13 protein-coding genes and 1 pseudogene are annotated in these 14,813 nt (G+C 55.2%); 10 read left to right on the forward strand and 4 right to left on the reverse strand.

The genetic code is table 11. The features are described from left to right. Positions 1-86: 86 nt before the first annotated feature. The 6 genes from Q1W15_RS10530 to Q1W15_RS10555 all read left to right on the forward strand — a co-directional run bounded on the left by Q1W15_RS10530 (position 87) and on the right by Q1W15_RS10555 (position 8,169). The gene (locus tag Q1W15_RS10530) at positions 87-485 is read left to right on the forward strand and encodes a hypothetical protein (protein WP_300727489.1); all 399 of its coding nucleotides are present in this window, start codon (positions 87-89) and stop codon (positions 483-485) included. Continuing rightward, complete coding sequence (locus Q1W15_RS10535; protein ID WP_300727492.1) at positions 463-3,492, forward strand: host specificity factor TipJ family phage tail protein; 3,030 nt, start codon at positions 463-465, stop codon at positions 3,490-3,492. Before Q1W15_RS10530 ends, Q1W15_RS10535 begins: the two co-directional genes overlap by 23 nt. Positions 3,493-3,520: 28 nt before the next feature. Beyond that, positions 3,521-3,982, forward strand: coding sequence for a hypothetical protein (locus Q1W15_RS10540; protein WP_300727495.1), 462 nt, complete (start codon positions 3,521-3,523; stop codon positions 3,980-3,982). A gap of 100 nt (positions 3,983-4,082) precedes the next feature. Further along, on the forward strand, positions 4,083-6,974 hold the full coding sequence (locus Q1W15_RS10545; protein WP_300727498.1) for a hypothetical protein: 2,892 nt from the start codon (positions 4,083-4,085) through the stop codon (positions 6,972-6,974). Between the two features lie 26 nt (positions 6,975-7,000). Further along, positions 7,001-7,669, forward strand: coding sequence for a glycoside hydrolase family 19 protein (locus Q1W15_RS10550; RefSeq protein ID WP_300727501.1), 669 nt, complete (start codon positions 7,001-7,003; stop codon positions 7,667-7,669). Further along, positions 7,666-8,169, forward strand: coding sequence for a DUF2514 family protein (locus Q1W15_RS10555; RefSeq protein ID WP_300727504.1), 504 nt, complete (start codon positions 7,666-7,668; stop codon positions 8,167-8,169). Before Q1W15_RS10550 ends, Q1W15_RS10555 begins: the two co-directional genes overlap by 4 nt. Before the next feature lie 384 nt (positions 8,170-8,553). On the opposite strand, the gene Q1W15_RS10560 is transcribed toward Q1W15_RS10555, so the two are convergent. The 3 genes from Q1W15_RS10560 to Q1W15_RS10570 all read right to left on the reverse strand — a co-directional run bounded on the left by Q1W15_RS10560 (position 8,554) and on the right by Q1W15_RS10570 (position 10,147). After that, positions 8,554-9,006, reverse strand: a complete 453-nt coding sequence (locus Q1W15_RS10560) for a hypothetical protein (RefSeq protein WP_300727507.1) — start codon at positions 9,004-9,006, stop codon at positions 8,554-8,556. A 1-nt stretch (position 9,007) separates the two neighbouring features. Further along, positions 9,008-9,337, reverse strand: coding sequence for a hypothetical protein (locus Q1W15_RS10565; RefSeq protein WP_300727511.1), 330 nt, complete (start codon positions 9,335-9,337; stop codon positions 9,008-9,010). A gap of 399 nt (positions 9,338-9,736) precedes the next feature. Next, a complete protein-coding gene (locus Q1W15_RS10570) occupies positions 9,737-10,147 on the reverse strand; it encodes a hypothetical protein (protein ID WP_300727514.1) in 411 nt (136 codons plus the stop codon). 581 nt (positions 10,148-10,728) lie between these two features. Between Q1W15_RS10570 and Q1W15_RS10575 the strand changes: the two genes are divergently transcribed. The 4 genes and pseudogenes from Q1W15_RS10575 to Q1W15_RS10590 all read left to right on the forward strand — a co-directional run bounded on the left by Q1W15_RS10575 (position 10,729) and on the right by Q1W15_RS10590 (position 13,324). Continuing rightward, entirely contained in the window at positions 10,729-11,226 is a 498-nt protein-coding gene (locus Q1W15_RS10575; RefSeq protein ID WP_300727517.1) for a hypothetical protein, read from the forward strand. Between the two features lie 160 nt (positions 11,227-11,386). Next, a complete protein-coding gene (locus tag Q1W15_RS10580) occupies positions 11,387-12,058 on the forward strand; it encodes a hypothetical protein (RefSeq protein WP_300727520.1) in 672 nt (223 codons plus the stop codon). Positions 12,059-12,754: 696 nt separating this feature from the next. Next, positions 12,755-12,919 (forward strand): annotated as a pseudogene (locus Q1W15_RS10585) (site-specific integrase); the annotation flags it as partial. A gap of 186 nt (positions 12,920-13,105) precedes the next feature. Next, a complete protein-coding gene (locus tag Q1W15_RS10590) occupies positions 13,106-13,324 on the forward strand; it encodes a BrnA antitoxin family protein (RefSeq protein WP_300727522.1) in 219 nt (72 codons plus the stop codon). A gap of 157 nt (positions 13,325-13,481) precedes the next feature. Here Q1W15_RS10590 and pobA read toward each other — a convergent pair whose 3' ends face one another. Continuing rightward, positions 13,482-14,666 carry a 4-hydroxybenzoate 3-monooxygenase gene (gene pobA, locus Q1W15_RS10595; protein ID WP_300727525.1) on the reverse strand — a complete coding sequence of 395 codons (1,185 nt, stop codon included), beginning with the start codon at positions 14,664-14,666 and terminating at the stop codon, positions 13,482-13,484. Between the last annotated feature and the right edge of the window lie 147 nt (positions 14,667-14,813).

Genomic DNA, 14,813 nt, shown 5'->3' on the forward strand with positions numbered 1-14,813 from the left:
GGTAGTCCTCGTGCGTAAAGGCACAAAGCTACTACGCACCCACGCTCTGGCGTTACTGAGTTTTTAGCCAGTTTCGAGATATTCCCATGCTCACCAAATACTTACTCGCGCCCTACGTGGACGGCGGGCGGGGCCCGGCTGCGTTCGATTGCTGGGGGCTCTGCATTGCTGTTCGTCATGAACTGCTGGGCCTGCCGCTGCTGCCCAGGCTGGACGGGGTAGACCGCCACAACCCCAGGGCCTGCATCAAAGCTTATCGGGCTCTCTCGGGGGGGATGGAGGTTTGCGAGCCGGAGCCAGGCGCGATTGCGGCCGTGCTGCGAGGCCGGTACTGCCCTCATGTCGGCGTTGTGATTGCCATCGGCGACCGCCTGGCCGTGCTGGAAACCAACCCCGGATCCGGGCCGCGCTGGCTGTACCTGCGCCAGTTTGAAGCCAATTACTTAAAGGTCGTTTATTACCGTGATCAGCCTATTCCCGAATAAGTTAGACGGCGCTGCCCTTGAGGTGCACAAGACTAACCGGCGTATGACACTGGACGCCTGGCTGAGAAGTATTTCGCCGAGCTACGAGCCACGCGAAGTGCCGCCGATCAGCATCACCGTCAATGGCGAGATCATCGAACCGCATCGTTGGGCGGACGTTGAGTTTGCGCCTGCCGATGAGGTTGAGGTGCGCGTAGAGCCCAAAGGCCTGGTAGTCGCTATCGCTGCGGTGATTTCTGCCGTCCTGATTGCTGTGGTGATGTCGCGCAACATGGCGGCCGTGCCAGGTATGGCGACGATGGGGCAGGGCAAGGGGCTGAACGAGGTGTCGGCCAAAGGCAACAAGGTCAAGCTCGGCGATATCATTCGTGAGATTGCAGGCTGCCAGCGGGTTTATCCCAGCTACCTGACACCCTCGGTGCGCCGCTTTGTTGACCGCCGGGCGCAGTGGGTTGAAATGCTGCTCTATGTCGGCAAGGGCAAATACCAGATCCCGCTGAACAAGGTGAAAGTGGGCGAGACGCCGCTGATCAGCCTCGGCGCAGACGCGCAGATCGCCATCTACAACCCGGGCGACGACCTGTCAGGCGAATCGGCTGCCCAGTGGTGGCACAGCGCATCAGAGGTGGGTTCCAGTGCCAACGGCTCCGCTGGCCTGAAACTGACTGTCGCCACAACCCTGACGCGGTTCGTCACGGCGTCGGTGCTGCAGTTCAACGACAAAACCATTTCGATTCCACCCGGTGCGGGCTCATTTCCGGAGGATTGGACCAGCAGCCTGATTGTCAACGTGCTCTCGCCTTATCCCTATACCGTGATTGATGGCGGTGCCGGGCGGGACATCATCACCGGCGATCTGGCGATGCTCGCGCCGTACCCGGGCATGCCAATTGATGTGGATGGCGCAAACGCCGGCAGTTACGTGGTGCACGCTTACACGCCGTACACCCCGGCCATTCCGCCGAGCGCGGGCACAGCATCCACCCTGACCGGCAGTGCAGCACCGGTGCGGTTTGACTTCGACGTCACACCGCTGACATTCACGATCAGCCTAGGCCCGACGCCGTTTACGATCACGCTGGACAGTGCCACGAACGACCTGGACGGCCTGGTGGCGACCTTCAATACCGCGAAAGACACCGCACCCTTTGTCGGCAGCGCCACTTCTGGCCGACTGCGCATCACGGAGACTGGGCCGTTTACCGGGCTGGCCCTGACGTCGTCGGGCGCTTCTGCCGTGCTTGGCTTCAACCCGGCCAGAGTGACCGGTACCGCAGCCAGCAACGGCGCGCCCGAACAGCGTGCCGAAATGACCCTGAATTACGACAGCGGCCAGCCAGTCAACGGATTGGCTGCCGGGGAGGGCCTGGCAACAATCGGGCCTCGAGGCCTGCGTTATCGAGTGGTTGCGGCCGGTGTGGGTACGCTTTCCGTGGAGCGCCTGACCGCCAGTGGCAACACCGACGCAACCTGGCCAGGCTTCAGTCAGCAGGAAACGATTCATGGCCGTATCAGCCTGGACTCTTCAAACCTTGAGGGCGGATACCGGGGCTCGTTTGCCGCGTGCCCTGAAGGCGAGCTGGTCACTGAGCTGGAGTGGGACGTCTTTTATTCAGGCGGCCTGATCGGCATCGGCAAGACGGGTTACGAGTACTCAATCTGGTCGAGCCATGTGTTCGAGTACCGGGACATGGCCAAGGCCGGTGCCTGGACCGTGCGACCCCAGACCGTTATCGGCAACTCGCTGGATGCCCAGGGTTTCACTTATCGTGAGGTTTTGCCGTATCCGATGCGCCCCGAGTGCCGTATCAGGCGGATCGCCACCGGCGGCGGCGTCAACTCGTCTGAGTGGCATGACGAAGTGATGTGGTACGGCCTGCGCGGCAAAATGATGAATGCGCCGACCCGTTACGAAGACATGACCGTCATTGCCGTGCGCGTGCGTAACGGCGATCGCCTTTCAGCTCAATCGGAAAGCCTGATCAGCCTTGAACCCACGCGAGTACTGCCGGTGCGTTCCGGCGGTAAGTGTGTCGGGGAAGCGCCCACGCGGGATATCGTGCCGTGGTTCCTGTACATCGCCAGATCGGCCGGGTACACCGATGCAGATATGGACATGGCCGAACTAGACCGCCTGAACGATGTGTATCGTGCTCGCGGCGACACCTTCGACATGACCATCGACGATGCCAACACGGCCAAAAATGCGATGAATGATGTGCTGGCCGCCGGGTTTTCCGAACTGACCATCAATCGCGGCCTGCTGACGCCAGTTCGTGACGAGCCGCGTATCCAGTTCGAGCACATGTACACGCCTCAAAACATCACCAAAGGGCTCAAGCGGCAACTGGTGTTTCCATCGAGCGACGACTTTGACGGTGTGGATGTTGAGTACTTCAGCTCGACCACCTGGGCGTGGGAAACCGTCGAATGCCGCTGGCCGGGCGATGAGGGCAACAAGGTCGAAAAGATCAAGGTGCCGGGCGTCTCCGACAAAACCCGCGCCTGGCGCATTGGCATGCGTCGACGTGGCCACCAGAAATACCGCAGTGACACGTACCGCTGGGGTACGGAGTACGACGCCCTCAACTCCAGCTACCTGAGCTACACGGCGGTTGCCGATGATACGCCGGGGTATGGCCAAAGCTCGCTTCTTGTGAGTGCAGTGGACACACCCCAAGGCATCATCCTTGAAAGCTCAGAAGAGTTTGACTGGTCTGCTGACGGGTCGCATGTCATTGCGCTTCGTCGCCTGGATGGCTCGCTGTCGGGCCCATGGCCAGCCACTTACATCGATGAAAACCGCGTCAGCGTGCAGGAACTGGACTTCGTCCCTGAGTTTGTTTGGGGGATCGAGCCGCCGCACCTGCTGTTTGGTCCGGTCCATCGGTGGACTTTCCCCACACTGGTCACTGTCGTGAGCCCGTCTGGCTCAGGCGATGTCACCGTAGAAGGCATGCCCTACGACGACCGCGTTTATCGCTACGACAACAGTGCACCCGCGTGACCCCTTCAGCGGCACAAAGAGGCAGTAAATGATTGCATACCCCGAGAATCTGCCCACGCCGCAACGCGACGGTTACGGCTTTCAGGCAGTCAGCCCGATGGCCAGTTCCGAGCTTCAAAGTGGGCGCACCCGGCAGCGGCGTAGATTCACCTCAGTGCCAACCGTCGCGACGGTTACCTGGTTGTTCAGCGCGAGTGAGGCGGCATTCTTTGAAGGCTGGTTTGAATACATCCTGCTGTCCGGGTCGCTGCCGTTTAATTGCCCGCTACGAAGCCCGCTGGGCTTTGAGAGCTACACAGCGAACTTCGTCGACATCTACAACGGCCCCTTTTTGGTTGGCGTCGATTACTGGCGGGTCGAAGCGAAACTCCGGCTGATCAAACGCCCGCTGCTGGACAAGGAATGGGTGGTAGGTGCACCGGATTACATCCTCAATGCAGACATCTTCGATAGGGCCATGAACCAGAAGTGGCCCGGACAGCCCGAATAACCCCGCATACACCTTCCGGCAACTCTCCGGAGTAACCAACACGCATGACCTGCCCACTGCCTTGATTGCAGTGCCGAAGGCGTGCCTGCGAGAAAACCACATGGCCAACAACACCGGCAACCCAATCGGCTCCACGTCTGCAAAAGACTTGAGCGATAACGCTGAGAATCTCGATCGCCTGTCACTCAGCGACGAGTACGAATACCTAGACCGTCTTGGGCGTCCGCGTAAAACACTGAAGTGGATTGAGGATGCAGCGTTGGCGATTCCTGCTATTGAGGCGGCGCAGCGTTCTGAGCAGCAGGCTGAGCGAGCGTTTTCTGCGAAGACTGAGGCTGAGTCCGCAAGGGATGCTGCTCAGCTTTCGGGCGGGGTTTATCCCGATGTTGCTACCGGATTGGCAAGCATGGCTGATGGCAAGTATTTCAGTGTTCCTTCTCCTGAGAGCAGTGAGTACCTGATTCTGTTTCAGAAGGTCTCCAATGCGGCAGTAGAGGTTAAGCGCTATCCGAGCGCCGCCGTGCTCAACATTGCCCGTCGTGGTAACTATGTACTATCCGGCCGCGCTACAAAGGTGGAAAAAATTGCAGGGACCTCTGACTACCTGGTGAGTTGGGGGCGGCTCTATATCTTCACGGGTACCGGTAAGGCACAAGCCTACGTGCAAGCCGTTACCGATTTGACGGTGCCCAATGGCAAATGTGCTTATGTCGATTTGGCTGCGGAGTTGGTGGGGGGTGAGTATGTTGTAAAGGTCTCTGAACTCCCGTTAGCGACCACTGCTAATCCGCCGGGCTCCTACATCGACGATAGCAAGATCATTCTCTTTACCTGTTTGAGCGGCATTGTGGGGGGCAAGCTTTACCCGCAATACCAAACGGTGGCCGACGGTGCTGTGGCCAGAGGGGCGTTGACCACGCCAATGCAGAACATTGTGGATCGAGCGGGCTGGCATGTAGTCGGTAAGGCCACGCAGATCCAGCGACGCGTGAGTACCCCGAGCACTTACGGGATTAGTTTCCCTGAGTTGATGATCACGGGAGGCGCGACTTTTGGTTCCAAGAAGGTCGCACCGGTTACCGATCGTGGTATCCCTGTGGGCGAAGCTATCTATGTCGATCTCGACGGGGTGCCGAACGCGAGCGGCCAGTTGGTTGCAGAGGTGACCAATGGCGGTTTCGCTGCCGGTATGGCCACTGCGGGCGCGTTTGTATCCGATCGTAAGATTTACTTGTTCATCAACGGCGCGTCGGGGCTGGCGGGCCCGTTGGCTCAGCAGCCCATTTCCACAGGCTTCATTGATGATGTGCTGAAAAACCGTACCACGCGATCTGCCTATACAGTCGTAGGTGACCTGAGCGCCTTCGCCATGAGCGGCACGTCCAGCGTACTGTCCTTCAATGACCTGCGTGTGTCGCAGGGCGCGGGTACGAGCGCGTTGGTGGTGGCGGGAATGGCGGACGTGTCGGTTCCTACCGGGCGGGCGCTGTTCGTCGACCTGAACTCGGCCCCCGTGGACGGAAAGCTAGTGGCCCAGGTCACAACGGGCGGTTATACGTCTGCATCAGGCAATCTGAGTGCTGGATCATTTATCGACGACGCAAAAATCTACCTGTTCGTCAATGACCCGTTGGGGCATGCGGGTGTGCTGGCAGGGCGAAAGCCGCTCAGCGTGGAGGTGTACCTGGGTGATGTGTGGCTCAAGCAGACTCCGTGCAACATCGTGTTTGACCCCGCGACCCGCACCCTGAGCTGGGACAATTCCCTGATCCTGCCAACGCCGGGAGGGCAAGGCCGGATCAATCTGGCCGCAGGCTCGTTCACCTTTACAGCGGATACCTTCAACGTCGCCTACCTAGACCTGGGGGTGTCCACCAGTACTGGCGACACCCCGGCCAGCGCGGTAAAAGGGGGGCGATACTATGGATCCACCAACGCCGACCGATTCCGGGGCACGCCCCGCCAGGTGCCGATGTTCTATTGGAACGGGGGCAGTGACTATGGCTCGTTAGGTGGCTTTCCAAGCGCCTCTGCGCCAGGTGCGGCGGTGGTTTCGACGCTGGCGAATGATGATGTGGTGGTGAAGGTAGGGGTCAACACGCTTAGCGCTTTCGTGAAGGGAGCTAAATCCGGCTCGAAAAAGTACTTGGAGCAAACCATCGGCTATGAAAACAAGCCGTTCGACCCAACGGGCGCAGATGCTTTTGGCAACTCGGACCTTTGGCGGCTGAAACATGGCTATGAGTGCGATTTGCTGGCGGAGGCCATTAGCTTTCCCCGGACCCGGGCGGGCCGGGCGATAGTCAGTGGTGGCGAGATGGCGGGGGCGTGGCTGGAGGAAGGAGCCCCGGATTACATCGGTGGCTACCATGGCGACGAGATCAAAACTCATGCCGCGCTGTTTCTGGACGGTGTGCAGATCCCGTTCAATACGGTTGCCACCTATGTTGGCAAGAAGCTGCAGCTTGTTCAGTATTCAAAGCTGTTCAAGTGCAATACCCAGACGGAGGTGGCCACCCACTCTAAGCGCGTGACCATTAGCCATGCCGAAGGCGGCATGCGGATCGAGCTGTCGCAGCAAGTGGTGTGGTCTCAGGCCTTGGTACTCAAGGCCGCGATGATGACCATGCTACCGATCAAACGATTGTTGGCCGACACAAGCGGGGATGTCATTACCAACACCGCCATGCGAGCGCCTTATGCCTCGACCGAGGATGTGTCCGCAACCGGGTTTGCTCAGGTGACTACCTTGGGTTCGTTGCCCGATGCCCAGCTCTGGGGGCCTACCGGTATCTCGGCCAGCGTTCAGATTTTGAAACACCCAGGCTTGCCGAGCTGCGGGTTCTACATCTCCAGTGCGGTCAACTACAACAAGTTTTACTACAGCGTGGCCGGCAGCACGGTTAGCACTATGGGAGGCACAACACATATCACGCAGCCGGGTGAGGCGTGGGATGTGGAGAGCGTTATCAGGATTACCACCACACTCTGAAGAGGCCTTCGCGCCTGGAGAAGCCTATGCCCATTACATCGCAGCAACTGCTGCAGATCCTCCCGAACGCCGGCCAAGTTGCCGGCGTTTTTGTGCCTGTCTTAAACACCGCAATGAACCGATATCAGATCGTGGGCCAGAAGCGCATGGCGGCCTTCATTGCCCAGGTTGGCCACGAGTCCGGTCACCTGACGCGCCTGGTGGAGAACCTGAACTACAGCGCTGACGGGCTGGCCAACACCTGGCCCAATCGCTACGCCGAGCCAGACGGCAAGGGCGGCTACGTCAAGGTTATGGTCAAGGGCAGGCCGCGCAACAAACCCAACGCCTTGGGCCTGAGCCTTGCGGGCAAGTCTGAACAGATCGCGAACAACGTCTACGCCGGGCGCATGGGCAACACCGCGCCGGGCGATGGCTGGAAGTATCGCGGTCGCGGCCTGATCCAGCTCACCGGCAAGACCAACTACCAGCTGTGCGGCGAAGCGCTGGGCCTGGACCTGCACGCACAGCCTGAGTTGCTGGAGAAACCGCAGCACGCCTGCATGGCCGCTGCGTGGTTCTGGGGCAGTAACGGGTTGAACTCGCTGGCCGACAAGGGCGACATTGAAACCATCACCCGGCGCATCAATGGCGGGCTGACGGGGTTGGCCGATCGCCAGACGCTGTACGCCCGGGCGCTGAAGGTGTTGGCGTGAGCCCGGCCCGTTGGCTGGGCCTTGCGCTGCTGCTGGCCATTGCGTGCATTGCCACATGGAAAGTGGACGCCTGGCGTTACGGCAAGCAACTGGCTGACGTGCGCAAGGAATTCGCCGACTACAAAACCGGCATAGCCACTGCTGCAACAAAAGCCAGCGAGGAAGCCCGCGTGCTCGAGCAGCAACGCCAACGTGACATTGAAAAGGTACGAACCGATGCTGCTGACCAGAAACAGAAAGATGATGCTCTTGTTGATTTGCAGCGCGCTGACGGTGACCGGATGCGCGAGCAAGTCGGACAATTACTTGCCGACAAAGGAATCCTCAATACCCGCCTTACCGAGCGAGGCAAGACAATCGAAGACCTTGTCGATCTGCTCGCCGAGTTGCGATCAGAAGCTGATGGATATGCGGGAGAGTTGGCGGCAGCGCTTACAGCAAGTCGTCGGGCCGGATTTGCCTGTGAGGCCAGCTATGACGCCGTAGCTGGGCGATTTTGAAGATGGGTTAGGTAATAGGAAAAGCCCCAACTGCTGTCAGTCGGGGCCTAAATCTACGTTAATCCTTGATGTAGATTTTGAATGGCTTGCCAACCGCGCGCTGGATCAGACCATTTTTCAGTCGGCGGCTCCAGCGGAGGATGAACGTGCCTCGTTCGTCGGTATAGACCATGTCTATCTCCTATTACATGTTGGCCACTACTTGCTCGGTATGGACAGACATGTTGATCGGGGCTAGCATGTACACCTGCTTAGGAATGTATCTGCTTGCTGATCACATCTGTGGAAAGTGAGTGGAGGACTTTCCTGGTAGGTTTAGGCCTACCACCTTTCTGGCTGGTTGCGGTAGGACGCGACCAGCCAGAAATTTCTAAATTTCTTTTATTACGCGCACTTCTTTTCTGCCTTCCAAACGTTGCCTCCCTCCTTAAAGAAAAACTCAGTATCTTTTTTCTCCAAGTGGTTGATTTTTTCTAGCAGCTCTCCAACGATGCTCGCCTCGTTCTGGCTTTCTAGATAGAGATTTCTCAAGACCATATCAGCCGTTTTTTGTATCGGGTTTTCGCCTGACTCCCACTTTTTAACAGCTTCTTCTGAGTACCCAATAACGCCGGCCAAGGATTTTCTGGTCAGTTTTATCTCGTTTCTCAGAAAGCGAAATTCATCGCCTGTCAAAAGGGTGTCCTTTTCCACTAACGATAAGGCTATTGCCTTGTGGAGGCCTTTGACGTTTTCGATGTGAAAAATCGGCTTGCCATCACTGGAGATGCCTTCTGTGTAGCCGTTTCCAAGCCACACGTTAGACAGACCACAAGCTACATAATGGAACTGGTCCATTTCATTTCACCTCAATTGATGCAGACAAGACCTCTAGCCAGGAGTCATCCCGGGTAAGGGCAAAATAAATACTTACAAGGCCTTCGTGGGAGTGGAAGGATATTGTGCCGCGAGCTTCGTCATCATCGATCTCCAGCCCGCTACGTTGAACCTCTCCACCAGACAAACAATCCCATATCTGCGGCATGGAAAGAACTCTTGCGCTCGCAAGGTCATTTACGTCTTGGGAATAAGCAACTTTCTCCAAGTCTTCTGCTACAGAATTTACACGCCTCGTCAAATTCTTCGGATGGTCTTCGAATTTTGCAATAATCACACTTCTGCTATGCATAAGAGCTCATCCGCTTTTTTCTAAGTATAGGTATATGATACCTGTTACACAATAGGGCTTGACGTGTTTTTATCTGACGCGGCAGATGGATTTTTCTGACATCTATGTGTGCGCGCTTTTTGGAGTCTGGCTCATTTAGTGATTCCTCCCCAGGCGCAAGAGGCCGAGGTTCCGCCCGGCAGCGGCAGGATTGCAGAAAGCTGATTCGCTCGAGTTGAAGGTGAGGGCGCTGCTTGCGGAGCGCCGTCAGCGGATCGGCTACGAGCGGGAGTTGGTTACAGCGGTTAGTGCTTGTCAGTAAGAGAATGATCGCTAAGGCGCTTGGCAGAGGTCATACATGATCTACATTAAAGCCTTGCCACCCAATTCAAGCGCTCAAGAGAGGCTCTATGGCTTGGCTTATACGGGTATCAGTGCCACAAGGAACTCGCTATCTCTTGGGTACCGCTTTCGATATCGAGCCACTTTTTTCTCCGGATCAAGGTTGTACCAAGGATCCATCCACCCACTGGGCGTCTTAAGAAGATAGTGCTCGTCTTTGTAACGAGATTTTCCTCCGATACAAACAATTGTCCCGTCGGAAAGTGGCACTTTAGAGTCCCAATCGGCAATTACTTTTACCCCTTCAGCCTGGAGAGCGAGTGCAATGTCGTGGAGCTCAAGGCCGTATGGCTTGGCATTGACTGATCGGCCTTTAATATTTTCAACGAGCTTCTTTGCCTCTTGATAGGTAATGCCTAAAAGTGAGGCTACACAGGCTGCTCCGCAGCCCCACTCATCTTCTTGTGACACCAGATCGTATTGCTTCACAAATTTGTCCTTAATTGGTGATTGGTTTTGTGGGGAGGCACTGCGCTATCTGACTGGCTAGATGATAGGTCTTTTGTTCTGATTTGCACGAACGGGTGTTTTTTCAGGTGAGGATGTTTCGGCAGGACGCCGGGGAGGGGACGATAAAGCGTGCGTGACTTTTGCGTGACTCTCTCAAGCAGCTACAGGTATCTATGGCTATTCGATTGCAGCGAGCGCCAGAGATAACAGCCGTATTCAAAGGGTTTGCCATGCTTCTGCGAGCATGGGGTGCTGGTGTGCGAGGTAGACTTGCAGCGAGGTGGTTGCCAAATCACTTTTTCTTCCGTTGATGATTGGCTCCTATTGGCAAAAAGCTGACGTTTGAGTGCGCTTAGATAATCTAGGAAATTTCAGATCGTCTTCCTATCTCAGGGGAGCCCGAGACGGGCGTGCAATTGATCGATCGCCGTCCCATGACTTTTGACGCCAAGCCACGTTATGGACACAAAAAACGAACAATTTCGCAAGCTCTATTTATAATTTATCTAGCTATGTTAATGTAGGTATCTAGCTAGATAAATATATCGAGGAGAGCCGTCATGGACAATTCGTACATTGACCCGAATACCGTCTTGAGCCCACGCGGAAGTGTACAAAACCTGGAGGTGTTGTATGACGGTGGTGCGGGGTCTTTTTCCCTTGCGAGGATGGAGTGGGATGGTCGGGACGCTCACGGCTTTCGCTGGAATGGATACACCGATAGAAAAACCGGCAAAGTAAACAAAGGGAGCCCCATCTCCACAGGCCATCCAATCTGGATGATTCTCCCGACAGAGATGGTTCAAGCAATGGACTTTGAGGCGATCATCAACCGCAAAACGCTGAACCAGAGGGTCGTAAGCGAAATCAAAGCCTTGGTCGAGACTAAGAAAACCCAAGATCCAGAAGGGTTCTCCCTGACCTATGAAGCGGATGCGAATGGCGTAGATTACAACGTCATTGAAGAGATCAAAGAGGCGCTGATGAACGACAAGATCAACATAATCAGCGTCAAAGAAAAAGGAAGCACAACACTTTTCAACGTTGCATATTCCTGAAAATTAAAGAAAGAGCGTCTGTCTGGCCGCCTGTGGTCACTGTTACTGGCCACGAAGCGGCGGAAGAAATGATCGAGACGATATGAGCTTTAATAAGCATGATAATCATGCCGCGTCGAGAAAAAGAGCACAGCTTCCTTACCCTAAGTAGCCAGTAAAAATGCCATATTACGATCCGCGGATAGTGCCGGCTCATGGCGGCCCTGCCGCAAATGTCTATCTAGTAAACGAAGCTCCAGGGCCAAGTGAAGCTGAAGCTCTGATACCGTTGTTTGGTCAGCAGGGGGCAAACCTTTACCATTCTTTGCGCAAGGCTAGGATATCTTGGGCATTAGCAGAGATGGAATTTTGTTGGCCAATTAAGTCGCTCGATAACGCGAATCTAAGCCATCTGAAGCGTAATTGCAGCAAGAGAGGCTTCTTAGACCTGCGCTCTGAACATATAAAATGCACAAATGCATTTCCTCAATGGCCAAAAACTGACGAGCATTCAACGGATTTCGTCGATCCAAATAAAGTTGATGTACTTTCCCCCAGTAATTTGAAAAGGTTGAAGGGCGAAATACCTAAACGTCATACTGTGCTGCTGGTGTGTGGTGAGTTTGCTTATTTAGCATGTTCAGGAAAAAAAATTGTCGAACCGTCCACGAGGGAGCGAACTGCCCTAACCGCCGACGAACTGAAATGCATCAACGAGAGGCTAGGCTCTAGTTTCATGTGTGGCTGGTACATGGGACACACTAGGAGATGGGGGCTTAATGTTGAAAAGACGTCTGCCGTTCTTAAGCAAGTGGCGGGTGCAGTTCATTGGGCGATTGAGCGAGCTGACTAAACACCCCCTCGAGCTGAATGTGCGCAAAAACTTTGCTGCAGGCCGCGGTCTTTCGTTACGCAGGGTACGAGCGGCAGCTGATTACTGCAGTTGGTGCGTATAGTTAGAGGTGTCTTTATTCGGCAGAACGCGGGAGGAAGGCTAAAAACCTCAGTGACTTTTCGAGTGACATCGTTACTCGTCATCCAGCAGCGGTGGGCGTTGTTGCAGCGAGCGCCGGTTGCTGGAGTCCCGTATTTACTGGCGCTGAGTAAGTCCGGCTTGAATGGGGTGCCAGGCGGTAGTTTGAGGTCGGCAGGAAATCAGGGAGGGGAAAACCAGTTGCCCGTTCTGCCTGTGATTGGACGGACTGAGTGACAGCCTCTTTGCTGAATTTGCTTAGAATCCTGATGGCTGCTGAAGTTTTGCTTAAGCAATGCGATGGTTTGATCTAACTATTTGAAATATATAGGGTTTTAAGGTTGATCGACACGATCCATCATGGGGGCCACGCTGAAGCGCCGGGACAGCTCGTGGCCAGTGTTTACGCGGGATGTAGCTGTTTTTTCTAGCATTTTGCTCTACGTGTTTAAGGCGTGTATTAGGGGTGTTTCAGGGCGTTTTTGGGGCTCGGTGGTACGATGTACCACTCAAAAACTGTCGCGTACCACTCTCGATAGGGCGACCATCAGGGCAAGAAAACTGGCAGATGGGACGGTGAGCTATACGGCTCAAATCCGCATCAAGCGCGACGGAGTGCAAGTCTACCAAGAGAGCCAGACTTTCGCCCGTAAACAGGCCACCCAAGTGTGGGCGCGTAAGCGCGAGACGCTGTTGGATGAGCCCGGCGCGATCGAACAGGCCGCCGCAAGAAATGGAGTGGGATATGCCGCGTGTGGCGAGTGTCTCCGGGCACCTGTGCGGTAAGGGCGTCCGCTATTTTTTGGGGGGGGAATGGTACGAAAAGATATTGAAAGCGCCCGTTCAACTGGGCGCTCTGAGAGGGTCGATACGGCAAACCCATAATGGTCAGCCGAAGATTTCGTCAAGGCCAAGCCAGCTAGCGATGTGTTGGCGGGGTTGTTCGGCAACGCCCAGGTAAAGGAAATGCTCAAACCGAAGCGCGGACGGCCAAAGTCGGCGACCACCAAAGAGCACGTCAATGTTCGCCTTGATTCGGACGTACTGGCTCAATTCAAGGCATCTGGTCCTGGTTGGCAAACCCGGATGAACGCAGCCTTGGCTGACTGGCTCAAAACACATACACCTGATGAACTGAAGGCCTAAGCCCGGGAAAAGGACGCACCAGTGCCTCCGATCTGCCTACGTTGTCGCACTACTGAGCCGCCCATGAGGCGGCTTTTTGTTATCCACCAGAAAGAAGGTGGACACTTTCACAACATGCTGGTAGAGATTCCCTTGCTAAGCGCCCCGTATTTAAGCCTCAATAGACATTCTCGTAAGGAAGCCCGACATAGTTTTCCGCCAGACTTTTTCTGCCGGCTTCTGATGAGACGAAGTAGTCCAATTCTGTCTGCTGTATTCGCTGACTAAAATCGTCCATGCCTGGTAATTTATGGAGCATAGACGTCATCCACCAAGAAAAACGCTCTGCTTTCCAGACGCGTTTGAGGCAGATTTGAGAGTAGCACTCGATGAGGTCTGTGCGGTCTTCTTTATAAACTTTTAGAAGAATTCGGTAGAGTGTACTAACATCACTGGCCGCTAAATTTAATCCTTTCGCGCCAGTGGGGGGAACGATATGTGCAGCATCTCCCAACAAGAACAGTCTGCCATACTGCATGGGTTCAACGACAAAGCTTCGGAGGGGCGCAATACTTTTCTCAATCGACGGGCCAGTTTGCAAGCGCGCTGCCACCTCTTCGGGCAGGCGACTTTTAAGCTCTGCCCAGAATCGCTCATCAGGCCAGTCTTCAACCTTTTCATTGGCATCCACTTGCACATAATAACGTGTCCGGCTGGGCGAGCGCATGCTGCATAGAGCGAACCCACGTTCGTGTCGGGCATAGATGAGTTCTTCATCCACTGGCGGAGTATCCGCCAGTACGCCTAGCCAGCCAAATGGATAAATGCGCTCATAAATCTTTAACTTTTCTGCGGGTATCGACTGGCGAGATATACCGTGGAACCCATCACAGCCGGCGATATAGTCACAGTCAATTCTTACCGTCTCTCCATTCTTTATAAAAGTGATATAGGGGTTGTCAGTGTCCATGTCGTGCGGCGTGACTGCATCAGCATCGTAAATAGTTATTCCGTCTGTTTGACTGCGGGCATCCATAAGGTCACGCGTAACTTCAGTTTGTCCATAGACCATGACCGTTTTCCCGCCGGTCAGTGACTTGAGATTGATGTGCTCACTACGACCATCGAACGCGATTTTAAAGCCGTCGTGAACTAACCCTTCCTTCTCCAGGCGATCGCTCACTCCCGCCTCACGCAGTAAATCCACGGTGCCTTGCTCCAACACTCCGGCGCGTATGCGGGACAGGATGTATTCGGGGTTCTTGCGTTCAATAATGATGTTATCGATGCCCGCTCGCTGGAGTAGATGACCGAGAAGAAGGCCGGATGGCCCTGAGCCGATAATTGCGACTTGAGTTTTCATTGTGATTTTCCGTCGTCAGCTCCCTGGAACCGTGTGGGGTATGGGAGTGTGATTGTTTTTATCTCCTGTATTTTCAGTGACAAAGTCGCGGATAAGAAGGTAATATCCATTCGATTACTTGGACTTTTGAATGATTTGCTGTGGCGA

It is taken from the genome of Pseudomonas sp. (assembly GCF_030150285.1).
Taxonomy (GTDB): domain Bacteria; phylum Pseudomonadota; class Gammaproteobacteria; order Pseudomonadales; family Pseudomonadaceae; genus Aquipseudomonas.